The sequence below is a fragment of the Streptomyces sp. M92 genome, assembly GCF_028473745.1.
Taxonomy (GTDB): domain Bacteria; phylum Actinomycetota; class Actinomycetes; order Streptomycetales; family Streptomycetaceae; genus Streptomyces.
In genome coordinates, this window is record NZ_CP101137.1 from 5,058,451 (window position 1) to 5,081,949 (window position 23,499).

The window sequence follows — 23,499 nt, forward strand, 5'->3', positions numbered from 1 at the left end:
CGGGTGCGACGGTGCCGTCAGGGGTGAGGCGCGGTCGCCGAGTTCCTACTGCGCATCCGGGGCGAACGGGCCTGGTCCAGGTGGAGGGACGAACCGTTCGCGGGGGAGGGGAGGGGCGGCTGACCCCGGTTCACCGCCGCCCGTCCAGCAGGGCTTCCGCCTCGGCGAGGATCTCGGTGACCCGCAGACCGAACCGGGCGTCGCACGGGTGAGGCTCCCCGCTTTCGGCGGCGTCGAGGAGCGCGTCCGCGGCCCGCACCAGCGCCGGCACCGGCCCCTCCGCCGTCTCGGGCAGCAGCGTCACCCCCGTCCGGCCGCGCAGTTCCACCGCCGCGCCCGCCGCCGCCGGCGGTGCCGTCAGGCTGAGCGTGAGCGTGCTGGACGCACCGCCGGAGTGGTCGAGGACCAGATGGACGGTGTCCCCCGCCCCGGGCGCCGCGGCCGACACACGCCGCACGTCCCCGAGGACCGGCAGCAGCACGGACAGGGCGTGCGGCCCCACGTCCCACAGGGCACCCTTCTCCCGCCGCCACGGGGAGTCGGCGAACGGGCTGTCCCCGCCGAACACCGCCCCGAGCCACTGCGCCCGCGCCGTGAACCAGTCGGCCACGGCGCCCTGTTCGGTGATCCACGCCTCCGTCTCCGACTGGAACCGGGCGGTGAAGAAGACCACCGAGGCGACGCCCGCCTCACCGGCCGCCTCGACCACCGCCCGCCCCTGCGCCACGGTCGCCGCGAGCGGCTTGTCGAGCAGCAGGTGGCAGCCGGCCCGCGCCGCCCGCACCGCCATGCCGGCCTGCACCGCCGGGGGCAGCGCGACCGCGACGGCGTCCACGTCCGAGAGCAGGGCGTCGAGGTCGTCGTAGGCGCTGGTGCCGTGCCGCCGCGCCAACTCCCCGGCGGCGTCGGGACGGCGGCCCCACACCCCCACGAAGTCCAGGCCCTCGTGCAGACGCAACGCGGGGGCGTGCGCCATGTCCGCCCAGGGTCCGGTGCCGAGCAGTCCGATCCGCATACCGTCGCCTCTCCACCGTGCCGGACCCGGTACCGGGCCCGCTGACGTTCCTCACACCGGCCGGCGCGCGCCGCCCGGCCGACGCCGAGCGTGCCACACCGACCGGGTGCCCGGGCAAGCCCACGGTCCCGCGCCCGAACCCGTCGCGGAAGACCGGTAATTCAGCCGATCCCCCCGGCCGCACCCCGCCCCGACAGTGGCACCGCCAGCTCATCGGCGACGTCCGGCGGTGGATGTCCTGGGCCGCGACCCCACGCGCCCCGGGACGTGTGCGACCACCGGCCGGTCCCCTCGCCACGACAGAGAGGACCACTCCCCGTGCAGCAGAACCCCCACACCCCCGCCGCGCGTCCGGCCTTCCGCGGTGCCCGCCGGCGGCTCGCCGGACTCACGGCCGCCGTGGCCGCCGCCGTCACGCTCACCACCCTCACCGGCCCCGGCGCCCAGGCCGCCGCCGACAACCCGTACGAGCGCGGCCCGGCGCCCACCGAGTCCAGCATCGAGGCCCTGCGCGGCCCGTACTCCGTGGCCGACACCACCGTCTCCTCGCTCTGGGTCACCGGCTTCGGCGGCGGCACCATCTACTACCCGACCAGCACCAGCGACGGCACCTTCGGCGCCGTCGTCATATCGCCCGGCTTCACCGCGTACCAGTCGTCCATCGCCTGGCTGGGCCCGCGGCTGGCCTCGCAGGGCTTCGTGGTCTTCACCATCGACACCAACACCACGCTGGACCAGCCCGACTCCCGCGGCCGCCAGCTGCTGGCCGCCCTGGACTACCTGACCGAGCGCAGCTCCGTCCGCGGACGGATCGACAGCAGCCGGCTCGGCGTCATGGGCCACTCCATGGGCGGCGGCGGCTCGCTGGAGGCCGCCAAGTCCCGTCCCTCGCTCCAGGCGGCGATCCCGCTCACCCCCTGGAACCTGGACAAGAGCTGGCCGGAGGTCAGCACGCCGACCCTGATCGTGGGGGCCGACGGCGACACGATCGCGCCCGTCTCCTCGCACTCCGAACCGTTCTACTCCAGCCTGCCGTCCGGAACGGACCGCGCCTACCTGGAGCTGAACAACGCCAGCCACTTCTCGCCGAACACGTCGAACACGACGATCGCGAAGTACAGCATCTCCTGGCTGAAGCGGTTCATCGACAACGACACCCGCTACGAGCAGTTCCTGTGCCCGCTGCCCCGGCCGAGCCTGACCATCGAGGAGTACCGGGGCAACTGCCCGCACGGCTCCTGACGTCCCTCCCGGCACCGGCCGGCGGCGGTCGCGCGCACGTCGCGGCCGCCGCCGGCCCGCTGTGCCGCCGCACGGCCGGTGGCCGGGACCGCTGGGCAGCGGCACAGTGCCCCTTCCGGTCGTACGCCGCACAACCGCAGGTGGCACGGCCGACACCCCGGCGGGTCTCGGCGGACCGACGGCTTCCGCGTCAGGTTACGCACGCGTAACCTCCCGTGGATGACCGGAGAGACGACCGTACGTACGGCCGTGCGGATCCACGGCCGAAGCGCGCACCGGGAGGCGGTGCGGGCCCTGCTGGACGGGGTGCGCACCCACAGCGGCCACCTCGTCGTGACCGGCGAACCCGGGCTCGGCCGGACCGCCCTCCTCCAGTGGGCCGCCCACTCCTTCCGGGCGGGCCCCGTACTGCACCTCGGGCCCGGTGCGGACCGCGGCGCGCACGCCACCGCCGGGGAACTGCTCGGCACCCTGAGGGCGGCGGCCGGTGACGCCCCCCTCCTCGTCTGCGCCGACGACGCGGACCTGTGGGAAGCGCCGGCCCGAGCCGCCCTCGGCCGCGCGGCCGAACGCCTGCACACCGTGGGACGCGTGGCGCTGCTCCTCTCCGTCGCCGGACACCGTGCCGTCGCCCCGGAGTACGCCCGCCTCCCCGTCGCCCGCCTCGACCCGCTCGCGCCGTCGCACGCCGACGCGCTGCTCGACGACGTGACCGGCGGCGCCACCGCCCCGGCCGTCCGCGAGCAACTGCTGGCCGAGGCGGAGGGCAACCCGGCCCTGCTCCTCGCCCTCGTCCGCCGGCTCTCGCCCGCCGAACTGCGCGGGCACCGGCCGCTGCCCCACCCGCTGGCCGACGCCGGGGCCCTGGCGGCGGTGGCCGGCCCGGCGCTGTCCGGCCGGTCCCCGGACGTCCACGACCTGCTGCTGACGGTGGCGGCGGCCGTACGGGCGTCGGACGGCCCGGACGCGGACACCGGCCTGGTCCTGGACGCCCTGCGACGCCTGCGCGCCGCTACCGCACCCGCCCCCACCGCCGACCCCCTCCCTGAGCCCCTCCCGGATCTCCTTGCCGGGGCCGGCGACCGGCTCCGCTTCCACAGCCCGCTGCTGTGCCGGGCCGTCCACGTCACCGCCGCGCCGCAGCGGCGCCGGGCCGCGCACCGCGCGCTGGCCGACGTACTGGAGACCGGCGGCCACCGGCTGCCGGCGCTGCTGCACCGCTCCTGGTCGCTGCCCGGCCCGGGACCGGCAGTGCGGCTCGCGGAGCGGCTGGCGGTGGCCGCCGCGGACGGAGCGGAACCTGCCTGCCACGGGCTGCGCGGTACGGCGTACGCCCGCGCCGCCGAACTGACGGCCGACCCGCCGGTCCGGGCGGAGCGGTACACGGCCGCCGCCGAGCAGGCCCTGCTCGCCGGTCGCCCCGACCGGGCACGTCCCCTGCTGGCGGCGGCCCGCGGCTGCGCCGCACCGGCCGCGGTGCGGGGGCGGGCCGAACTGGTGCGGGGCCTGGCGGAACTCCGGGACGGCCCCGTCGGCGACGCCCACCAGTCCCTGCTGCTGGCCGCCACCCTGCTGGCCGAGGACGCCCCCGCCGACGCCGCCACCGCCGCACTGGCCGCCGCCGACGCGGCCTGGGCGGCGGGCGACCTGCCGTCCTGCCTGTCCACCCTGGCGCCCGGCCCGCCATCGGTTCCGGACGCTGCCCCGGCCCCGACCGGCATCCTGACCCCGGACGAGCCCTGCGGACCGGCCGACGCTCCGGCCCCGGCCGGCTCCGAAGGGTCGGGGGCCCTCACGGCCCTGGATCCTCCCACGGCCTCGGCCGAACCTCCCGGCCGGGTTGAGGCGTTGGCCCAGGGCCAGCCTCCTGGGCCGGTCGGCGCCCCGGTCCCGGGTGAGTCTCGGGGGCCGGTCGGCATCCCGGTCCCGGGTGAGTCTCGGGGGCCGGTCGGCGCTCCGGTCCCGGTTGGTGCCCCAGGCTCGAGCGTCCCTACTTTCCCGGGCGTCCCTCTGGCCCCGGGTGAGCTCACGGGTCCGGCTGAGGCGTCCGTCCAGGGTCGGCTTCCTGGGCCGGTCGGCGCTCCGGTCCTGGGTGATTCTTCGAACCCGGTGAAGCCCCCAGACCTGAATGGCCTTCCGGCCTCACAGCCCCCCACGGTCCAGCCCCCCACGGCCCAGCCCCCCACTGCCCCGTCGCCCGGCGGCAACGGCGGTGGCGCCACCGGTGGCGTCCAGCCCCGGCCGAACCCGGCCGCCGGACCTGGGCCCGGAGGGGCGCACGTGCGCGCCCCGGAACCCGACCCCGTGCGCGATCACCGAGCCGGAATGCGTGCGCTGCTCGAAGGGCGGCTCGACCGGGCCGCCCCCGCACTCGGGCAGGTGGTGGAGCGGGCCCGGAACGACGACCGGCCCGAGCGGCTGCTGCGGGCCGCCTCCGCCGCCCTGCTGCTCGGGAACGTGGACGCCGCCCGGCGGGCGGGCGCGCGGGCGCTGGCCGCCGCCCGGCAGTCCGGGTCGGACGCGTTGGTGCCGCAGGCGCTGGAATACCTCGCCTACGCCGAACTGCGCGCCGGCCGACACCCCCAGGCGCGTGTCCACGCGGAGGACGGCCTGCGCACCGCGCTGCGCGTCGGGCAGCGCAACACCGCGGCCCACCACCAGGCCGTACTGGCCCTGGCGGCGTCGATCGAGGAGGAGCCGGAGGCGGTGGCCAGGCACGTGACGGCCGCGCTGGCCACGGCCCGGCGCCACGGGCTGGCCCAGGCGGCCACCCTCGCGGAGTGGGCGGCGGCCCGCGCCGACCTGGGCCGGGGCCGCCCCCATGACGCGGCCGACCGGCTCGGCCTCCTGGTCCTGCCCGGGCCCGGACGCGGGCACTTCGCGGTGTGGCGGCTCGCCGTGCCGTGCTTCGTGGAGGCCGCGGCCCTCGCCGGCCACCCCGAGGACACCCACGAGGTCCTCACGGACTTCGCCGGCTGGGCGGCGTTCGGCGCCGATCCGCAGGCCGCCGCGCAACTGGCCCGCTGCCACGCCCTGCTGGCCCCGCCGGACCGCGCCGACGACCTCTACCGGCGCGCGCTCGCCCGGCACGACGAGGCGGGCGGCGACTTCGAGCGGGCCCGCACCGCGCTGCTGTACGGCAAGTGGCTGCGCCGGCGGCGCAGACCCCGCGAGGCCCGCGGCTGTCTCGGCACCGCGCTCGCCGGGTTCGACCGGTGCGGCGCGGGGGCCTGGGCGGCGCAGGCCAGCGCGGAGCTGCGCGCGCTCGGGGCCGCGCCGCGGACCCGGGAGGCCGGACCGCTGACCCGCCTGACGCCGCAGCAACTGCGCATCGCCCGGCACGTCGCCGAGGGCGCCACCAACCGGGAGGTCGCGCTCACCCTCGCGGTGAGCACCCGCACCGTCGACTACCACCTCCGCAAGGTCTTCGCCGCGCTCGGCGTACGGTCCCGCCTGGAACTGGCCCGCATGGTGGAGCACGCCGAACGGGCCCAAGCGGCCGGAAGGTCTGAAAAGACCGGTGCACAACCCTAGGGACCGACCGGACGGTATGCCATCCTTCGGGGCAGGACGAGTCAGGGGGCATGCCCGGCACGGGCGGACGGCCCGCCGCGGGGCACCTCCGTAAGCCCTGGCCTGGGGGAGGACCGCGATGCAGCACGCCGTACGGTCACGAGCAGCGATCCGCACCGGACTGACGCCCGTTCCACGCCCGCGGACACCGAGCGTCGCGTCGTTGATGGACGCCGACGCGTTGCGGGTCCTGCACCGGGCCGCCCGCGCCCTGCTCGACGACCTGCCCGACCTGACCGACCGGCTGACCGCCCTGCTGCGGGAACAGGAACCGGCGTACCGCGTGGCCTTCACCAAGGACCCGACGGCCACCTGGCAGGAGGTCCACCGCTCCCTGCGGCACAGCGTGGCCTCACTCCTGGACCCCCGCGGCTCCCGGGACGCGGCCCACCGCTGCACCTGGCGGATCGGCGCCACCCGCGCCGAGCAGGGCCTCCCGCTCGACGCCCTGCTGCACGCCTTCCGCCTCGGCGGCTCGCTGGTGTGGCAGCGGCTGGTCGAGGAGACCTCCCGTACCGCGCCCGAGGACGTGCGCCTGCTCGTCCATGTGGCCGCCGACGTGTGGAACTTCGTCGACGAGCACTGCACCCTCGTCGCCGACGCCTACCGGCAGACCGAGTGGCGGATCGGCCGGCTCCGTGAGAACCGGGCCCGGCTGCTGGCGGCGGGCCTGCTCGACGGCACCAGCCGCATCGCCGACCTGCCCGAGGCCGCCCAGGCCCTGGGCCTGCCGGAACACGGCCGGTACGTCGTCGTCGCCGTCACCGGCGCGCGCCCCACCCGGTCGGACGCCGCCCGCGCCGCCGTAGCGCCGGGCGCCCGCGTCCACTGGCACGCGGGGGCGGACGTCGACTACGGCATCGTCCTGGCCGACGCGGACGACGAGGAAGGGTTCCTGGAGCCGTCGGTGCCCGCGGGCGGGGCGTACGCCCCGGTCCACGGCGTCCGGATCGGCATCGGCAGCGCGGTCGACGGATTGGCCTCGGTCGGTGACGCCCGCCGGTTCGCGGACACCGCCCTGGAGATATGCCCGCAGACCGGCGGCACGGTGAGACTGGCCGAGCACCTCCCCGCCGCCCTCGTCGCCTCCAGCCCAGAACTCGGCGGCGCCCTCGCCGAACGGGTGCTCGGTCCGCTGCTGCGGCTGGAGCCCGCCGACCGCGAGGTGCTGCTGGACACCCTCACCACTTGGCTCGACTGCGACGGCTCCGCGCAACGGGCCGGCGAACGCCTCTACTGCCACCGCAACACGGTCCTCAACCGCCTCCGCCGCTGCGAGCAGCTCACCGGCCGCTCGCTGGCCCGCCCGGCCGACGTGGTGGAGATCAGCCTGGCGCTGACCGCCCGGCGGGTCCTGCGCGACTGAGGAGCACGCGGACGCCACACGGGCCGCGCCGCGCACAGCCCGCCCGGCTGAGGCGCGATTCGGCACGGCACAGCGCGGCCTGGTCCGGTCCGGTCGGGAGCGGCCAGACCGGCCCGGCCCCGCCCGGTCCGGGTCGGTCTGGGCCAGGCACGACACGATCCGGGCCCGGCACGGCACAGCGCGGCTAGGCCTGATCCGGTCTGGTCAGGAGCGGCCGGGGCGCCATCGGTCAGGTTCGGCCCCGCCCAGCGCCACCTGGCAGGACGCGGTCTGGCTGAGCGCTACGCGGCGCGGCTCGGCCTCGTTTCGGTCCGACCAGGAGCGACCAGGAGCGACCAGGAGCGACCAGGAGCGGTCAGAAGCGGCGCGGCTCGGTCTCGGTCGATCTGGCGCGGCGCGACACAGCACGACCTGGCCCGGCACAGCGCGGCTAGTCCGGCCTGGTCCGGCCTGGTCAGGAGCGGCCGGGGCGCCATCGGTCAGGCTCGGCCCCGCCCAGCGCCACCTGGCAGGACGCGGTCTGGCTGAGCGCTACGCGGCGCGGCTCGGTCTCGGTCGATCTGGCGCGGCGCGGCACAGCACGACTTGGCCCGGCGCTGTCTGGCCCGGAGGCCCAGGTCGGCACAGCACACCACGCGCCGCACCGCACCGCACCGCGGCTCGGTCCCCTGGCCCCGGGCTGCTGGCGGTCGCGGGCGCGGCGGGCGTCGGGGGCGGCGGGCGTCGGGGGCGCTGTCGGCGTCGGCCGAGACGGCACGGTGACCGGCCCCGCAGCAGGTCCTCGGCGCGGACCCGCAACGTACCCGCAACGCGCCCGGCGGGACCAAAGCCGCACCACCCCGCCCCTGCCGCCCGGCCCGGCGGCAGCGCCCCCGCGTATCGCGCAGCCCGCCCCACCCCGAGGAAACCCGCGTCCCCGCCCACTCCGCCACCACCAGTGCCGGCCCGCCCTGGGCACCCGCACAGACTCTCCACCCCCGGACTGGGACGCCGCAGCGACCCGGCCGGCAACCCCTGTACGGGCACCCGGGCCCGTGCTGTCGTGAGCTCCCCCCTTCAGCCGTCACCGTGCCGGCCCCGGCACGGTCCCAAGGAGCCGCGATGCCCGCAGCACCACCGGACGGCGAGCCCGCGCTGCACGTCGAGAGCCTCGACGTGACGTACGGTCGCGCCCTGTCCGCCCTCCGTTCCGTGTCCCTGACCGTCCCGCACGGCGGTGTCGTCGCACTGCTCGGCGCCAACGGCGCCGGCAAGACGACGCTGCTGCGGGCCGTGTCGGGCACCCTGCGCCTGCACCGCGGCGCGATCACGGCCGGCCGCGTCCGCTACGGCGACACGGCCCTGGACGGCCGGGACCCGGTCGCCGCCGTACGCGCCGGAGTCGTCCAGGTGCCCGAGGGCAGGCGGGTGTTCGCCGGACTCAGCGTCGACGAGAACCTGCGGGCCGGGGGACTCGGCCTGAACCGGCGCGCCCCGGCCCAGGTCCGCGAAGCCCGGGAGCGGGTCTTCACCCTCTTCCCGCGGCTCGCCGAGCGCACCCGCCAGGCCGCCGGCCTGCTGTCCGGCGGGGAGCAGCAGATGCTGGCCATCGGCCGCGCCCTGATGGCCGCGCCCCGCATGCTCCTGCTGGACGAGCCCTCCCTCGGCCTCGCCCCGCTGATGGTGGACCGCATCGCCGAGGTCGTCCGCGAGATCAACGCCCAGGGCACCGCCGTACTCCTCGTCGAACAGAACGCCGGCATGGCGCTCTCCCTGGCCGAGCACGCCCACGTCCTGGAGGTCGGCGAGATCCGGCTGTCCGGTCCCGCCGCCGAACTCGCCCGGACGGACGCCGTACGCCGCCTCTACCTCGGCGAGGACACCGAGACCGCCGAGGACACCGAGACCGCCGAGAACGCCGAGAACGCCGAGGCCACGGACGACACCGAGGCCGCCGCTGAGACCAACGGCAAGGGGGCCGCGTGACCACCCGCACCGCCGCACCACCGGCGCTCGAGGTCCGCGACGTGACCGTGCGCTTCGCCGGGCTCGTCGCCCTCGACGACGTCTCCTTCACCGTCGCCCCGGGCACCGTGCACGCCGTCATCGGTCCCAACGGCGCGGGCAAGTCCACCTGCTTCAACGTCCTGTCCGGCCTGTACCGGCCCAGCGCCGGCACCGTTCGCCTCGGCGAGGCCGAACTGACCCGGCTCGCCCCGCACCGGATCGCCCTCCTCGGGGTGGCCCGTACCTTCCAGAACATCGTCACCACCCAGGGCACCGTCGCCGACAACCTGATGCTCGGCCGACACGCCCTGTCCCGCGCCGGTTTCGCCGCCAGCGCCCTGCGTCTGCCCAGCGCCGTACGCGAACAGCGCGCCCACCTCGCCAAGGCCCGGGAGATCGCCGAACTCACCGGCCTCGGCCCCCACTTCGACTCGCCGGTGTCCCTGCTGTCGTACGGCGACCGCAAGCGCGTCGAACTCGCCCGTGCCCTCTGTCTGGAGCCCCGTGTACTGCTGCTCGACGAACCGGTGGCCGGCATGAACGCCGCCGAACGTGTCCGGATGACCGAGGTCGTCCGGGAGATCCGCGCCGAACTCGGCCTGTCCCTCGTGCTGGTCGAGCACGACATGGGCCTGGTCATGCGCCTCGCCGACGAGGTCACCGTCCTCGACTTCGGCAGGGCCATCGCCCACGGCACCCCCGACGAGGTCCGGCGCGACCCCGAGGTACTGCGCGCCTACCTCGGCACCGGCGCCCCCCGGGGAGGACGCGGCATGACCGGCTTCCTCGACGCCCTCCTCAACGGCCTGTCCCTGGGCTCCGTCTACGCCCTGATCGCCCTCGGCTTCGTCACCATCTTCAAAGCCTCCGGCGTCCTGAGCTTCACCCACGGCTCGCTGCTGCTGCTCGGCGGCTACCTCGTCGCCGTCCTCCACGACGACCTCGGATTCGCCGGGGCGCTGGCCCTGGCCGTCGTCGTGACGGCGGCCGTGGCGGGCGCGCTGGACCGGCTGGTGCTGCAGCGGGTCGGCGGTACCGACCCGCACGCCGCCCACGTGCAGACCATCGTCACCATCGGCATCGACATCATCCTGGTGACCGACCTGGCCCGGCGGATCGGCGGCGACCTGCTGCCGCTCGGCGACCCCTGGGGCAACGCGGTGAGCGACCTCGGCCCGGTGACCGTCGCCGACAGCCGCATCGCCGCGATCCTGGTGTCCGCCGCGGCCATCGGCGGCGCCTTCGCCCTCTTCCGGTTCACCCCCTGGGGCCTGTCGCTGCGCGCGGCGGCCGAGGACCGCGAGGCAGCCGCACTCATGGGCGTACGGCTGACCCGCGTACGCACCGCCGCCTGGTGCCTGGCCGGCGGACTGGCCGCGCTCGCCGCGGTCTTCCTGGTCGCCTTCCCGGCGCCGGGACTGGAACGCACCACCGGGCAGATCGCCCTCAAGGCCTTCCCGGCCGCCATCCTCGGCGGCATGGCCTCCCCGGTCGGCGCCCTGGTCGGCAGCATGCTGATCGGCCTCACCGAGGCCTTCGTCGCCGGCTACCAGTCCGACCTGCACGTCCTCGGCGAGGGCTTCGGCGACGTGGCCCCGTACGCCGTCATGGTACTGGTCCTCCTGGTGCGCCCCGCCGGGCTCTTCGCGGCGAAGGGAGCGGCCCGTGTCTGACCTCCGCAAGCCGAACAGCCTTCTCGACGGACGCCTCCTCAAGCCCGGCAGGCTCCTGCTCGCCGCGCTCCTCCTGTGCGCCCTGCCCTTCTACCTGGACGCCTTCTGGCTGCGCATCGGCCTGTTCTCCATGGCCGCGGCGATCGGCGCCGTCGGGCTCAGCCTGCTCAGTGGCACCGCGGGGCAGCTCTCCCTCGGGCACGCCTTCTTCCTGGCCGTCGGCGCCTACGGCTACGTATGGCTGGCGGGCGAGCCCGGACCGGGACTGCCGCCCCTCCTCGCCGCCGTCCTCGCCGTGCTGCTCGCCGGGGCCGCGGGCGGCCTGTTCAGCCCCGTCGCCGGCCGGGTCAAGGGCGTCTACCTCGGTGTGGCCACCCTCGCCCTGGTCTTCCTCGGCCACCACGTCCTGCTCACCGCGGACTCCGTCACCGGCGGCTTCAACGGCCGCTCGGTGCCGCCGCTGGAGATCGGCGGCTTCGCCTTCGCCGAGACCGACCCCGGACTGACGGTCCTGGGCGTGCCGTTCGGAGCCGAGGAACGGCTCTGGTACCTGGGCCTCGCCCTGTTCGCCCTCACCTGGTTCACCGCGCGCGGAGTGCTGCGCGGGCGGCCAGGACGCGCCCTGTCCGCGCTGCGCGACAGCGAGACCGCGGCGTCCGTGATGGGCGTGCCCGTGGCTCGGTACCGCTCGGCGGCGTTCGTCGTCTCCTCGATGTACGCGGGCCTCGCCGGCGTCCTGCTCGCGCTCTCCTTCCGCCGTGTCGTGCCCGACTACTTCTCGCTCCTCCTCTCCGTCGACTACCTCGCCATGATCGTCATCGGCGGTCTCGGCTCGGTGGCCGGCGCCACCGCCGGAGCCGTCTTCGTCACCGCCCTGCCGCTGCTGATGACGCGCTACGCCGACCAGTTGCCGCTGGTGGCGACGCCGGGCTCCGGCGACGGCTCGATCGGCCCGACCGAGGCCGCCCGCTACCTGTACGGCGCCGCGATCGTCGTCATCCTGCTCTACGCCCCCGACGGCCTGCACGGACTGGCCCGCCGGACCCGCGCCCGCCTGCGCCGCCGACCGCCCGGTCCCTCCTCCGCCACCACGGCAGCCACCCAAGACGCCGCGGCCACCGCGACCACCGCCACCTCCGCGACCACAGCAACATCCGCACGAGCCAAGGAGCACACCCCGTGAACGTCACGCACCCCAGGCCCCGCACCACCCGGACCGCCGCCCTGGCCGCGGCACTGGCCGCCGTGCTGCTCGCGGGCACCGCATGCAGCTCCAAGGCGGAGGGCGGGGGCACCGACGAAGCCGCCGACGGCGTCAAGGCCGGCCCCGGAGTCAGCGAGAAGGCCATCAGGCTCGGCGCGCTGACCGACCTCACCGGCCCCTACGCCACCCTCGGCAAGTCCATCGTGCAGGCCCAGCAGATGTGGGCCGACGAGACCAACGCGGCGGGCGGCATCTGCGGACGCGAGGTCGAGATCGTCGTCAAGGACCACGGCTACGACGTGCAGAAGGCGGTGACCGCCTACGCCGACATCGCCCCGGACGTCGTCGCCCTGCCCCAGGTCATCGGGTCACCGGTGGTCGCGGCGCTGCTCGACGACATCGAGCGGGACGGCATGCTGACCTTCCCGCAGGCCTGGGCCGCCTCCCTGCTCGGCAAGGACGCCGTCCAGGTCCTCGGCACCACCTACGACCTCGACATGATCGCGGCAGTCGACTTCCTGACCCGTACCAAGAAGATCGCCAAGGGCGACACGATCGGCCACGTGTACTTCGAGGGGGACTACGGCGCCAACGCGCTGGAGGGTTCCGAGTGGGCCGCCGAGCAGGCCGGGATCAAGGTCGTCGGCCAGAAGATCAAGGCGACGGACACCGACCTGACCGCGCAGGTCTCCGCGCTGAGCAACGCCGGGGTGAAGGCCGTCCTGATCAGCGCGGGTCCCGCCCAGACCGCGTCCCTCGCCGGCGTCGCCGCCGCCCGGGGCCTGAAGGTGCCGATCGTCTCCAGCGCTCCCGGATACTCCCCGCAGCTGATGAAGACCCCGGCGGCACCGGCCCTGGAGGCCATGGTCCACGTCGTCAGCGCCGCACCCGCGGTCAGCTCCGACCTGCCGGGCGTCAAGAAGATGGTCGCCTCCTACTCGAAGAAGTACCCCGGGGAGCCGGTGGACTCGGGTGTGCTCTCCGGGTACAACGCCGCCCAGCTGATCGGCGCCGACCTGAAGAAGGCCTGTGAGGGCGGCAGCCTGACCCGCGAGGCGGTGGTGAAGGCGCACCGCTCGCAGAAGAACGCCGACACCGGCCTCGGCACCCCGCAGAACTTCACCTTCGTGACCGAGCCGGCCAGCCGGTCCACCTACGTGCTCAAGCCCGACGCCAAGGCGGTCGGCGGCCTGGTCGGCGTGGAGGACGCCCACAAGGCGCCCGGCGTCGACGCGTACCTGGCCGCGCGCGGCTGACCGGCGTGAGCGGCCGTCAACGCGCCTGCCCGACAGGCGCTTTGGCGGCCGCCCGGTCCGCGCACTGGTTTCCCTGACCACCGGGTCCCTAGGATGTACTCTCTGTCATGCCAGTCCAGTTGGCGCCCGTACGGAGCTGGGGGAACGATGCAAGCCGACAAGCAGCTGTCCACGGAGATCGACGCCAACGTGCCCACGGCCGCACGCATGTACGACTACTATCTGGGCGGCAAGGACAACTACGCGGCCGACCGTGCGGCGGTCGGTGAACTCGACAAGGTCGTCCCGAGCACCCGCCGGCTGGCCCTGAACAACCGGCGCTTCCTGCAGCGGGTCGTCAGGACCCTGGCCGAGGACTACGGCATCCGCCAGTTCCTGGACCACGGTTCCGGCCTGCCCACGCAGGACAACGTGCACCAGGTCGCCCAGCGCGTCGACCCCGAGTCCCGCGTCGTCTACGTCGACAACGACCCGATGGTGCTGGTCCACGGCCGCGCGCTGCTGGACCAGAACGACCGGACCGCCGTCATCCACGCCGACATGCGCTCGACCGAGGAGATCTTCTCCCACCCGGACACCCAGCGCCTGATCGACTTCTCGCAGCCGGTCGCCGTGCTGTTCAACTCGGTCTTCCACTGCATCCCGGACAGTGACACCGACGGCCCGACGGCGGTCGTCCGCCGCGTCACCGAGCGGCTCGTGCCCGGGAGCTACGCGGTCATGTGCCAGCTGGTCAGCGAGGACGCCGAAGTGCGGAAGTCCGTCACGGACTTCATGGACCAGGCGACGCAGGGGCACTGGGGACGGGTCCGCGAGCCGAAGGACGTCGAGGCCCTCTTCGAAGGCATGGACATCCTGGAGCCGGGCCTGGTGGAGGTCTCCACCTGGCGTCCGGACACCGATGTGGCTCCCCGCCAGCTCAGCGACGAGTGGATCGAGTTCGGCGGACTGGGCCGCCTCCGCTAGCGGACGACGTAGGTGAGGGCCGCGCGAGGCCGCGCGGCCCCTCTTCTCGCGGTGGCCGGTCAATCACCGACGGCCGCGTCGGTTACTTCCCGGGGTAGCGCTGCGCCATCGTCGAGCGCAGCAGCTCGAGTGACTCGCGCGGGGTCAGCGCCTCGTCGGCCAGCCGGTCCAGCGCGACCCGGTACTCCTCGGTCTCGTCGAGGTCTTCGAGGAAGTTGGCGCTGCGGATGTGCTCCAGGTACACCACGTCGGGCAGGTCGGCGCCGCCGAAACGCAGATACGTGACCGGGATCGCGGGCGCCGAAGCGTTCGTGACGTCCAGCGGCACGATCTGGAGCGTCACATGGGGCTCCTCCGCCATCTTGACGAGATGCTCCAGCTGCTCGCGCATGACCTCGCGGCTGCCCAGCACGCGCAGCAGCACGGACTCGTCGATGATCGCCCACAGCTGCGGGCCGTCCTTGCGGTGCAGCAGCTCCGCGCGGCGCATGCGCAGCTCCACCCGTCGCCGGACCTCGCCCTCGGGCGCGTTGGGCAGGCCCCGCTCGACCACGGCACGGGTGTAGTCCGGCGTCTGGAGCAGGCCGGGAACGTACTGGATCTCGAAGGTCCGGATGGTCGCCGCGGCCTCCTGGAGTCCGACCAGACGGTCGAACCACTCGGGCATCAGGCGCTTGTCGTACCGCTGCCACCAGCCCGGCTCACCGGCGCGCCGGAGCAGTTTGAGCAGGACCGAGGCCTCGTACGCATCGGTGCCGTACCGGTCGAGCAGCGCGCGGACGTCCTTCTCCGCCGGGGGCCTGCGGCCCTTGCCCGACTCGATGCGCGAGAGTTTCGCCGCGCTGAAACCCAGCTCGCGCGCCGCCTGCTCCTGGGAGAGGCCGGCGTCCTCGCGGAAGCCCGCCAGCTGCACGCCGACGAGCATCTTCAGCAGGGTGGGAGCCGGCTCGGCCCGGTCCAGATAAGGTTCGAGACGGGAGATGCGAGGCGACGCGGCGGCGGACATCCTGACTCCCAGCAGACCGGCAGACTTGAGAAACCACACTATCTCATCTCGCCTGTGCCTACCGCATCCGCCCGTGGAAATCGGGTAGTTGGCCTCCGCTTGGGCGAAAGCACCCGTCCCCCGCGGCACGCGTCGCCGTGGTCGCCGCCCGCCTCACAGCAGGTGGTCGAACTCGCCCTCCTTCGCCCCGGCCAGGAAGGCGGCGACCTCGGCGGGGGTGTAGACGAGCGCGGGGCCGTCGGGATCGCGGGAGTTGCGCATCGCGATGCCGCCGTCCACCAGGGCGACCTCGACACAGTTGCCCTCGGCGTTGCTGTGCCGACTCTTCTTCCAGCAGGCCTCCAACGAGCTGGCCCGCACTCCGTTGCGCACTGGTGGCACCGAGGTCTCCTTGCCGTTCGGGGGAGCGGACCGGGCCTCTTCGGTCCCCGTGCGCCCCCATCCGATTTTTTTCGCGCAATTTCCCGTGCAATTGCACGCGAGCGCTGTCAGCGTGGATAATAGCCGTGGCGTCAACCCCCCGGTAGGCGCCCCGTTCTGACGTCGCATCAGGGAGATGCCGTGTCGTCACCTGCGCATTTAAGGCTCCGGTCGTCCGGCGAACCCGCGTCGGAGGCAGGGGTGGCGAGCCGGTCCGGCGGGCTCCCCCACACGGCGCGGCCGGCCGTCGGCCGCGACCCTCGGCCGTTCGCCGCTCCCGACGCCAAGTCGGGCCTGCGGGACGGCAGTCCGGACGCCGCGGTGCTGCGGATCGCGTGCAGCGCGGAAGGCTTCGCCCGCGCCCGGGTCTTCACCCGGGAGACGCTCAGCGGCTGGTCCCTGGACCGGCACGCCGACGACGCCGTCCTCGTGATCACGGAACTCGCCTCCAACGCCGTGGCCCACGCGGTGCCGTCCGCCCGGGCCGGTGCGCCGGAGGTCAGGCTGGGACTCGCCCTGGGTCCCGGTCACCTGATGCTGACCGTCTCCGACCCGGGCGACAACGCACCCGTGCGCACCCCGTCAGACGGCTCCGCGCTGCGCGAGCACGGACGTGGCCTGTGCATCGTCGACGCCCTCGCCGACGACTGGGGCTGGACCCCGAGGCCGCCGGCGGGCAAGACCGTCTGGGCCACCCTGACGACCCGTCACCTCTTCTGACCCGACTGCCGCGGAGGGCCCCACACCATGCGCAGCGCTCCGACACCCGAGCCGAGCATCCGGCGCACCGACCGTCAGACGCGGCCGCCCGGCCTGCCCCGTGCCGCCGCCCCCCTCGCGGGGCTGGACGGAGTGCCCTGGAGCGACATCCAGGACTCCAGCGGTTCGGCCGCGGCCATTCCGCGCCTGCTGCGCAAGGTCGCCGGGGGTGACCCGGAGACCGCCCGAGCCGCCCTCGCCGATCTGCGGAAACGCATCTGCCAGTACGGCTTCGTCGTCGAGCAGGCGACCGCGGCGACCGTCCCCTTCCTCTGGGAGCTCGCGCAGCGGCCCCAGGTGAACTGCCGGGCCCAGATCATCCAGCTGCTCAAGAACATCGCCGACGCACGGCAGTGGGAGACCACCGCCACCGTCTATCCCAAGCTGCTCAACCACCGGGAGAACCCGGTGGCATGGGAGCGCGCGGCACGGCAGGCCGTCCGGGCCCGGCGGAACGAGCTGGAGCGGCTGCTCGCCGACGACGACAGTGAGATCACGCGGGCCACCACCGAACTCGCCCGCACGCTCGGAGACTGAGGCCCGCGCCCTCCACGGGGGAGAAGGCGCGGGTCTCCCCCCGGCGCGCGACGGACGCGACGACGTACCGGCGTGCCGGTGTACCGACCCGCGGGACACGGTGGCGTACTCCTTACCGACGGGGTAGGAAAGCGCGCGGAAGAAAGCGCTTGTACCCCTTCGGCCACCAGGAGGACCACGCCGATGGCGTCCCCGCCCGAAAAGCCGCTCGACCACCGCTACCGGGGCGAACACCCGATACGCACGCTCGTCTACCTGTTCCGCGCCGACCGCCACCGGCTGGCCGGCGCGGTCGCGGTCTTCACCGTCAAACACAGCCCGGTCTGGCTGCTGCCCCTCATCACCGCGTCCATCATCGACACCGTCGTCCAGCACGGCCCGATCGGCGACCTGTGGACCAGCACCGGGATCATCATGTTCATCCTGGTCGTCAACTACCCGCTGCACCTGCTGTACGTCCGCCTCCTGTACGGCAGCGTGCGCCGCATGGGCACCGCCCTGCGCTCCGCGCTGTGCACCCGCATGCAGCAGCTCTCCATCGGCTACCACTCGCGCGTCAGCGCCGGCGTGCTGCAGGCCAAGGTCGTCCGGGACGTCGAGACGGTCGAGCAGATGGTCCAGCAGACCGCCGAGACGGGACTCGGCGCGTTCACCGTCCTCGCCGGCGGCCTCGTCATCATCGCGGTCCGCACCCCGGAGTTCCTGCCCGTCTTCCTGGTCGTCGTCCCCGCCGCCTCCCTCCTGGTGGCGCGGCTGAGAGCCCGCCTGCGCACCCACAACGAACACTTCCGCCACGAGGTGGAGGCCCTGTCCTCCCGGGTGACGGAGATGACCCGGCTCATCCCGGTCACCCGCGCCCACGGCCTGGAGCGCAAGGCGCTGCGCCGCATGGACGGCACCCTGGACCGGCTGCTGACCTCCGGCATGCGCCTGGACCTGGTCAACGGCCGCTTCGGCTCACTGTCCTGGGTCGTGCTCAACGTGGTCGGAGTGCTGGTGCTCGCGGGCGCCGCGCTCATCTCGTACCACGGCGTCTGGGGCGTCACCGCCGGCGACGTCGTGATGCTCAGCGCCTTCCTGACCACCCTCACCAACTCCACGACAACGTTGGCAAGCCTCGCGCCGGTCATCACCAAGGGCCTGGAGTCCGTCCGTTCGGTCGGCGAGGTGCTCCAGGCTCCCGAACTGGAGGACAACGAGGGCAAGGCGGAGCTCGCCTCGCTGCGCGGAGCCGTCACCTTCGAGGGGGTCGGCCACGTCTTCGACGGCGACGGACGGCCCGCGGTGAGCGACTTCACGCTCGCGGTCGAACCCGGTGAGACGATCGCGCTGGTGGGCGCGTCCGGCGCCGGCAAGTCCACGGTGCTCAACCTCGTCATAGGCTTCCTGCGGCCCACATCCGGCCGCCTGCTGCTGGACCGCACCGACATGAGCACCCTCGACCTGCGCACCTACCGGCGGTTCGTCTCGGTGGTGCCGCAGGAGTCGATCCTCTTCGACGGCACCGTCCGGGAGAACGTCGCCTACGGCATGGACGACGCCGACGAGGAGGCGGTGCGCGGGGCGCTGCGCGACGCCAACGCGCTGGAGTTCGTGGACCGGCTGCCGCAGGGCCTCGACACCGTCGTCGGGGAGCACGGTGCACGGCTGTCCGGCGGCCAGCGTCAGCGACTGGCCATCGCCCGCGCCCTGATCCGGGATCCCAGGGTGCTGATCCTGGACGAGGCCACCTCGGCGCTCGACACCCGGTCCGAAGCCCTCGTCCAGCAGGCCCTGGCCCGGTTGCTGCGCGGCCGTACGACCTTCGTCGTCGCCCACCGGCTGTCCACCGTCCGGGGTGCGGACCGGATCGTGGTCATGGGTGACGGCCGGATCCTGGAGACCGGCACCCACGAGGAACTGCTGCGCGGGGGAGGGGCGTACACGGCGCTGCACAGCGGCCAGGTCGCCTGACCACGGCCGCCGGGCAGCGGTCACCTGCGACTGCCTGGCCCGGCGGCCCCTCGGTCCAATGTGCGAGGACCGGATCAACGGCCGTCAGGCCGAGGCTCCGCTGTCGACGACCAGGTCGGCGCCGACCACCGCGCCGGCCGCGGGCGAGGCGAGGTAGAGCACCGCGGCCGCCACTTCCTCCGCCTCCGCGACCCGGCCGAGCGGGTTCTCCGTCTTCACGCGCTCGGCGCGGTCGGCCTCACTCTCGCCGGGCAGCAGCGACATGGGGGCGGCGGAGGCGCCGGGGCTGACCGCGTTGACTCGGATGCCCTGGTGGATGTGGTCGAGGGCGGCGGCGCGGGTCAGCGCGGAGACCGCCGCCTTCGAGGTGACGTACGCGGCGGCGTTCGGAATCCGCAGGTGGGCGCCGAGGTTGGAGGAGATGTTGACGATGGCGCCGCCGCCGTGGTCCTTCATGTGCGCGATCTGGTGCTTCATGGCCAGCCAGACGCCGGTGACGTTGGTCCGCAGCACCGCATCCCAGTCCTCCTCGCTCACCTCACCGACGGGCACGGTGCCGCGGAGTATCCCGGCGTTGTTGACCGCGATGTGCAGTCCGCCGAAGCGGACGACGCTCTCGCGTACCAGGTTCCTCAGCTGACCGGAGTCGGTGACGTCGGCGGTGACGGCGGCGGCCGTGCCGCCTGCGCGCTCGATGAGGCCGGCCGTCTCGCGCAGTGTGGCCGCGGTGCGCCCGGCGGCGACCACGGACGCGCCCTCGGCCGCGAACGCGAGCGCGATCGCGCGGCCGAGGCCGGAGCCCGCGCCGGTGACGAGGACGGTCTTGCCGGTGAAGCGGTTCATTTCGGTGGCTCCTTGAGCAGTGGATTACCTGGTGCGGTGGTTCAGGAGGGCGACGGCGGCGAGAGCGGCCCCCGTCGCGGCGAAGGACGAGGCGTCGCTGCCGAGCGTGAGCAGGAGGGCGAACAGGACGGTCGGGCCGAATTCCATGGCGGTGTTCAGTACGCCGCCCGCGAGCCCGGTCCGCCGCCGCGGCACGCCCTCGGTGGCGAGCACGGCGGCTCCCGCGAAGGACGCCGCGGCGCCGGCCGGCAGCAGCACGAGGCCCGGCAGCAGTCCGTACCCGTACGAGACGTGCGGGTCGGTCCCGGTGAGCGCGAGGAGCGCGAGCCCGGCCGCGCCGGTGCCGAGCCCGGCGGACGTGACGGTCCGGGCCCCGTACCGGCCGATGAGCGGACCCGCCGCCCGGCCCGAGGCGACCAGTGCCACGGCGAACGGCAGGAACGCCGCCGAGGTCCGCATCTGCGACCAGTCGCGCGCCTGCTGGAGGTGGAGCGAGAGGACCACGAAGGTCATCGCGGTCGCGCAGGCGCTCAGCGCGATGGCCGCGAGGGCGAGGATCCGCCGCCGGTGCAGCAGGAAGCGGGGCGGCAGCAGCGGGTCGTCGGCGCGGCGCTCGGCGTACCAGAACCCGGCCAGCAGCACGGCCCCGCCGAGTAGCGGCACGAGCACACCGGCCGACGACCAGGGGTGGGTGTCGGTGACGACGAGTCCGTGACTGGCGAGAGTGATCCCGGCGGTGGCGAGCAGCGCACCCGGCAGGTCGAGGGTCCTGTCCCGGCTCGGGGCGGTGTCCGGCAGCAGCCGGGGTGCCAGGGCGAGGGCGGCGAGGGCCACTGCGAGCGGTACGGCGAAGGTCCAGCGCCAGGACAGCAGCGTCGAGATGACGCCGGAGAGCAGATTGCCCGCGGTCGCGCCGAGTATCGAGAGTCCTCCCCAGGTGGCCATCGCCCTGCCGTACGCGAGGGGAGAGGGGAAGACGGTGCGGAGCACGGCCATGGCGGCGGGCGCGATCAGAGCCGCCCCCGCCCCCTGCGCGAAGCGTGCCGCCAGCAGTGTCCCCATGCCGCCCGCGAGCGGGGCGGCGGCCGAGGCGGCGGCGAAGAGGACCAGGCCCGCGGTGAGGGCACGTCGCCCGCCGCAGCGGTCCGCGAGGCGTCCGCCGAAGAGCAGCAGCCCGGCGAAGGTCAGTCCGTAGGCGGCGCTGAGCAGAATCAGGTCGGCGCGCCGCAGGCCGAGTTCGAGCCCGATGCGGGGCAGCGGTACGGCGATCGCCGCGAGGGTGAAGATCAGCGTGGCCTGGACGCCACCGAGGAGGACGAAGGCGCACCGCTGCTGTGCGGTGGTGACGTCGGCGGCGCCCGTGGCGGTCATGCCGTTCTCCTGATATTTGACCGATCGGTTCATTATTCGGGCGCGCGGAAGGCGGCCCGGTGGTGCCGGTGGGTGTGCTCAGTCCAGCAGGGCCAAGGCCTGTTCGGCCGCGTCCCGCACTCGGGCGGGATCGTTCGACGCCTTGCCGACGACCCGTAGGCCCTGCATCAGTACGAGCAGCATGCGGGCGAGCGCCCGCGGATCGCGGTCCTCGGGCAGCTCGCCCTGGGCCCGGGCCCGTACGAGCGCGGAGTGCAGCGGGGTCTCGATGTGCTCCCAGCTGAGCTCGACCCGGCGGGCCGCCGCGGGATCGTGCGGGGCCAGCTCGGCCGCGGTGTTGGTGACGAAGCAGCCGCTCAGCCGGGCCTGGGGCGAGGCGGCTTCCGCGGCGAACCGGCGCACCACCGCCCGTACCGCGGGCAGCGCGGGGCCGGGTTGGGACAACTCGGCGAGGAGGGCCGGTTCGCGGGTCTCGGCGTACCGGTCCATGGCCTTCAGGTACAGCGCGTGCTTGCTGCCGAAGGTCGCGTAGAGGCTGGCGCGGCCGATGCCGAGGTGTTCGACGAGGTCCGACATCGACGTCGCTTCGTAGCCGCGCCGCCAGAACAGCTCGAGGGCCGACTGCAACGCGGCGTCCGGATCGAATTCCTTGGTCCTGGCCACATCGAGGACCCTAGGGGTATCTAGAACGTTCGGTCAAGTAACGGGAGAGGCGTCCGGTCGCACACGAAGTTGTTCTGCTCCTTTTCGATCAGAAGATTGCCGTCATTCGATGAAGGCTGGACAGCAAGCGACAGGTTTTCGTCAAATGCGGGTGGTGGAGAGCATGGTGGGATTGTTTCGTCCGGGTTCGGGCATACGGAGCGCAAATCGAGAGAGGGGCGTTTCGTGCTCGAACCGGACCCGAAGGTCGTCAGGGAGTTGCTGACGCGGTACGCGTCACTGCGGATCGCTCAGGCGGAGAGGCAGAGCCCGGCGGCGGCGCGCGAGCTGGCGGACGTCAGCTACACGCTCTGCGTGATGATGGCGACCACCGGCATCCACGACGCGGTGGCCAAGGCCGACGCGCTGCTGCTTGCCAAGGGGCGGACGGCGGACACCGCCCGCGCGGCGGACCCGGACGGGGAGAGCGGCCTGTCGCTGGCCGTGTGAGAACGCCGTGCCCCGGGGCCCGTCTCGGAGGCCGGGCCGCTGCCGGCGGACCGATCCCCGAGACGGGCCCTACGCGTCCCGTGCCGCAGTCGCGGACTTCCCGTGGAACGCGGCGCGATAGGCGTGGGGTGTCGTCCCTACCACCCGCCGGAACCGCTCCCGGAAGGCCGTGGGGGAGCCGAACCCGGCCTGCCGCGCGATCCGTTCGACCGAGTGGTCGCCGTTCTCCAGCAGGTACTGGGCGCGCCGTACCCGAGCCCGCAGCAGCCACTGCAAGGGCGTGGTGCCGGTCTGCTCGCGGAACCGGCGGCTGAAGGTGCGCTCGCTCATGCCCGAGCGCGCCGCCAGCGCCCCGAGGGTGATCTCCCCGGCCAGGTTGTCCTCGATCCACTCCAGCAGCGGCTCCAGGTCCGAACCCCGCGGCACCGGCGGGTACTCGTGCACGATGAACTGCGCCTGCCCGCCCTCCCGTTCCAACGGCACCACGCACATCCGGGCGGCGTGCGCGGCGACCGCCGACCCCAGGTCCCGGCGGATCATGTGCAGGCACATGTCGAGACCGGCGGCGGCGCCCGCCGAGGTGAGGATCTGGCCGTTGTCGACGTAGAGCACATCCGGCTCCACCCGCACGCGCGGATGGCGGCGGGCCAGTTCCGCCGCGGCGATCCAGTGCGTGGTGGCCCGCAGGCCGTCCAGCAGTCCGGCTTCGGCGAGGACGAAGGCGCCCACGCACACGGACGCGATCCGCGTACCGGCGCCGGCCGCCCGCCGCAGCGCCGCCAGGACACGTTCGGAGGGCGGTCCGGACTCGTCGGAGCGGCCCGGCACGATGATCGTGTCGGCCGACTCCAACGCCTCGAGGCCCTGGTCGACGCGGAGGACGAGCCCGTGCGTGCGCACCTCGGGCGACTCGGCGCACAGCCGCACCCGGTACGGGGTGCGCCCGTCGGGCAGCCGCGTCCAGTCGAAGGCCTGCATGGGCGCCGCCATGTCGAACGGCACCACGTCGTCGAGGACCAGGATCGCCACGGAGTGCATGAAAGCCACGATAAGCGGGATCCCGCCGCACACAGAAGGCCGTGTGCCGTACCGCGACATCGCCCGGCCCGATGGCCGGCGGCTGGTGGGGGCGTTGGCGAGAACCCGTTGAAGGCTGTCGTTCCAGCCCCTGTGCGAT

Annotated in this window: 19 protein-coding genes and 1 pseudogene; 13 read left to right on the forward strand and 7 right to left on the reverse strand. The window is 74.1% G+C overall.

All coding sequences use genetic code 11. The annotated features are described in order from the left end of the window. Positions 1-130: 130 nt before the first annotated feature. A complete protein-coding gene (locus M6G08_RS22740) occupies positions 131-1,015 on the reverse strand; it encodes a Gfo/Idh/MocA family protein (protein ID WP_272589007.1) in 885 nt (294 codons plus the stop codon). A 318-nt stretch (positions 1,016-1,333) separates the two neighbouring features. Here M6G08_RS22740 and bdeA point away from each other — a divergent pair, with 318 nt between their 5' ends. From bdeA to M6G08_RS22785, 9 genes and pseudogenes are all read left to right on the forward strand, one after another. Continuing rightward, positions 1,334-2,257 carry a bis(hydroxyethyl) terephthalate hydrolase gene (gene bdeA, locus M6G08_RS22745; RefSeq protein WP_272589008.1) on the forward strand — a complete coding sequence of 308 codons (924 nt, stop codon included), beginning with the start codon at positions 1,334-1,336 and terminating at the stop codon, positions 2,255-2,257. A gap of 219 nt (positions 2,258-2,476) precedes the next feature. Continuing rightward, on the forward strand, positions 2,477-5,791 hold the full coding sequence (locus M6G08_RS22750) for a helix-turn-helix transcriptional regulator (protein WP_272589009.1): 3,315 nt from the start codon (positions 2,477-2,479) through the stop codon (positions 5,789-5,791). Positions 5,792-5,909: 118 nt separating this feature from the next. Continuing rightward, entirely contained in the window at positions 5,910-7,196 is a 1,287-nt protein-coding gene (locus M6G08_RS22755; RefSeq protein ID WP_272589010.1) for a PucR family transcriptional regulator, read from the forward strand. Positions 7,197-8,297: 1,101 nt separating this feature from the next. Then, positions 8,298-9,161 (forward strand): ABC transporter ATP-binding protein, encoded by an 864-nt coding sequence (locus tag M6G08_RS22760; RefSeq protein WP_272589011.1) that lies wholly within the window; start codon positions 8,298-8,300, stop codon positions 9,159-9,161. Beyond that, positions 9,158-9,959, forward strand: a pseudogene (locus tag M6G08_RS22765) (ABC transporter ATP-binding protein). The gene M6G08_RS22760 and the pseudogene M6G08_RS22765 overlap by 4 nt, the downstream one beginning before the upstream one ends. Next, positions 9,956-10,855: a branched-chain amino acid ABC transporter permease gene (locus tag M6G08_RS22770; protein ID WP_272589012.1), complete on the forward strand. Its 900-nt coding sequence runs from the start codon at positions 9,956-9,958 to the stop codon at positions 10,853-10,855. Before M6G08_RS22765 ends, M6G08_RS22770 begins: the two are co-directional and overlap by 4 nt. 55 nt (positions 10,856-10,910) lie before the next feature. Beyond that, positions 10,911-12,038 carry a branched-chain amino acid ABC transporter permease gene (locus M6G08_RS22775; RefSeq protein ID WP_272591407.1) on the forward strand — a complete coding sequence of 376 codons (1,128 nt, stop codon included), beginning with the start codon at positions 10,911-10,913 and terminating at the stop codon, positions 12,036-12,038. Next, positions 12,035-13,315, forward strand: a complete 1,281-nt coding sequence (locus tag M6G08_RS22780; protein WP_272589013.1) for an ABC transporter substrate-binding protein — start codon at positions 12,035-12,037, stop codon at positions 13,313-13,315. Before M6G08_RS22775 ends, M6G08_RS22780 begins: the two co-directional genes overlap by 4 nt. A gap of 147 nt (positions 13,316-13,462) precedes the next feature. Continuing rightward, complete coding sequence (locus M6G08_RS22785; protein WP_272589014.1) at positions 13,463-14,281, forward strand: SAM-dependent methyltransferase; 819 nt, start codon at positions 13,463-13,465, stop codon at positions 14,279-14,281. 82 nt (positions 14,282-14,363) lie between these two features. Here the strand turns inward: M6G08_RS22785 and M6G08_RS22790 are convergent, their stop codons facing one another. Both M6G08_RS22790 and M6G08_RS22795 read right to left on the reverse strand, forming a co-directional pair. After that, positions 14,364-15,287 (reverse strand): helix-turn-helix domain-containing protein, encoded by a 924-nt coding sequence (locus M6G08_RS22790; RefSeq protein ID WP_272589015.1) that lies wholly within the window; start codon positions 15,285-15,287, stop codon positions 14,364-14,366. A gap of 153 nt (positions 15,288-15,440) precedes the next feature. Then, positions 15,441-15,668, reverse strand: coding sequence for a DUF397 domain-containing protein (locus M6G08_RS22795; RefSeq protein ID WP_272589016.1), 228 nt, complete (start codon positions 15,666-15,668; stop codon positions 15,441-15,443). A gap of 180 nt (positions 15,669-15,848) precedes the next feature. Between M6G08_RS22795 and M6G08_RS22800 the strand changes: the two genes are divergently transcribed. The 3 genes from M6G08_RS22800 to M6G08_RS22810 all read left to right on the forward strand — a co-directional run bounded on the left by M6G08_RS22800 (position 15,849) and on the right by M6G08_RS22810 (position 18,956). Beyond that, entirely contained in the window at positions 15,849-16,427 is a 579-nt protein-coding gene (locus tag M6G08_RS22800; RefSeq protein WP_272589017.1) for an ATP-binding protein, read from the forward strand. A gap of 27 nt (positions 16,428-16,454) precedes the next feature. Next, positions 16,455-17,003 (forward strand): hypothetical protein, encoded by a 549-nt coding sequence (locus tag M6G08_RS22805; RefSeq protein ID WP_272589018.1) that lies wholly within the window; start codon positions 16,455-16,457, stop codon positions 17,001-17,003. A gap of 183 nt (positions 17,004-17,186) precedes the next feature. Next, entirely contained in the window at positions 17,187-18,956 is a 1,770-nt protein-coding gene (locus M6G08_RS22810) for an ABC transporter ATP-binding protein (RefSeq protein ID WP_272589019.1), read from the forward strand. Positions 18,957-19,040: 84 nt separating this feature from the next. On the opposite strand, the gene M6G08_RS22815 is transcribed toward M6G08_RS22810, so the two are convergent. The 3 genes from M6G08_RS22815 to M6G08_RS22825 all read right to left on the reverse strand — a co-directional run bounded on the left by M6G08_RS22815 (position 19,041) and on the right by M6G08_RS22825 (position 21,833). After that, entirely contained in the window at positions 19,041-19,799 is a 759-nt protein-coding gene (locus tag M6G08_RS22815) for an SDR family NAD(P)-dependent oxidoreductase (protein WP_272589020.1), read from the reverse strand. Between the two features lie 24 nt (positions 19,800-19,823). Further along, positions 19,824-21,170 (reverse strand): MFS transporter, encoded by a 1,347-nt coding sequence (locus M6G08_RS22820; RefSeq protein WP_272589021.1) that lies wholly within the window; start codon positions 21,168-21,170, stop codon positions 19,824-19,826. A 78-nt stretch (positions 21,171-21,248) separates the two neighbouring features. Continuing rightward, the gene (locus tag M6G08_RS22825) at positions 21,249-21,833 is read right to left on the reverse strand and encodes a TetR/AcrR family transcriptional regulator (protein WP_272589022.1); all 585 of its coding nucleotides are present in this window, start codon (positions 21,831-21,833) and stop codon (positions 21,249-21,251) included. Between the two features lie 225 nt (positions 21,834-22,058). Here M6G08_RS22825 and M6G08_RS22830 point away from each other — a divergent pair, with 225 nt between their 5' ends. Beyond that, on the forward strand, positions 22,059-22,322 hold the full coding sequence (locus M6G08_RS22830; RefSeq protein ID WP_272589023.1) for a DUF5133 domain-containing protein: 264 nt from the start codon (positions 22,059-22,061) through the stop codon (positions 22,320-22,322). A gap of 69 nt (positions 22,323-22,391) precedes the next feature. Here M6G08_RS22830 and M6G08_RS22835 read toward each other — a convergent pair whose 3' ends face one another. Then, positions 22,392-23,360, reverse strand: coding sequence for a GlxA family transcriptional regulator (locus tag M6G08_RS22835; RefSeq protein ID WP_272589024.1), 969 nt, complete (start codon positions 23,358-23,360; stop codon positions 22,392-22,394). Positions 23,361-23,499: the final 139 nt, after the last annotated feature.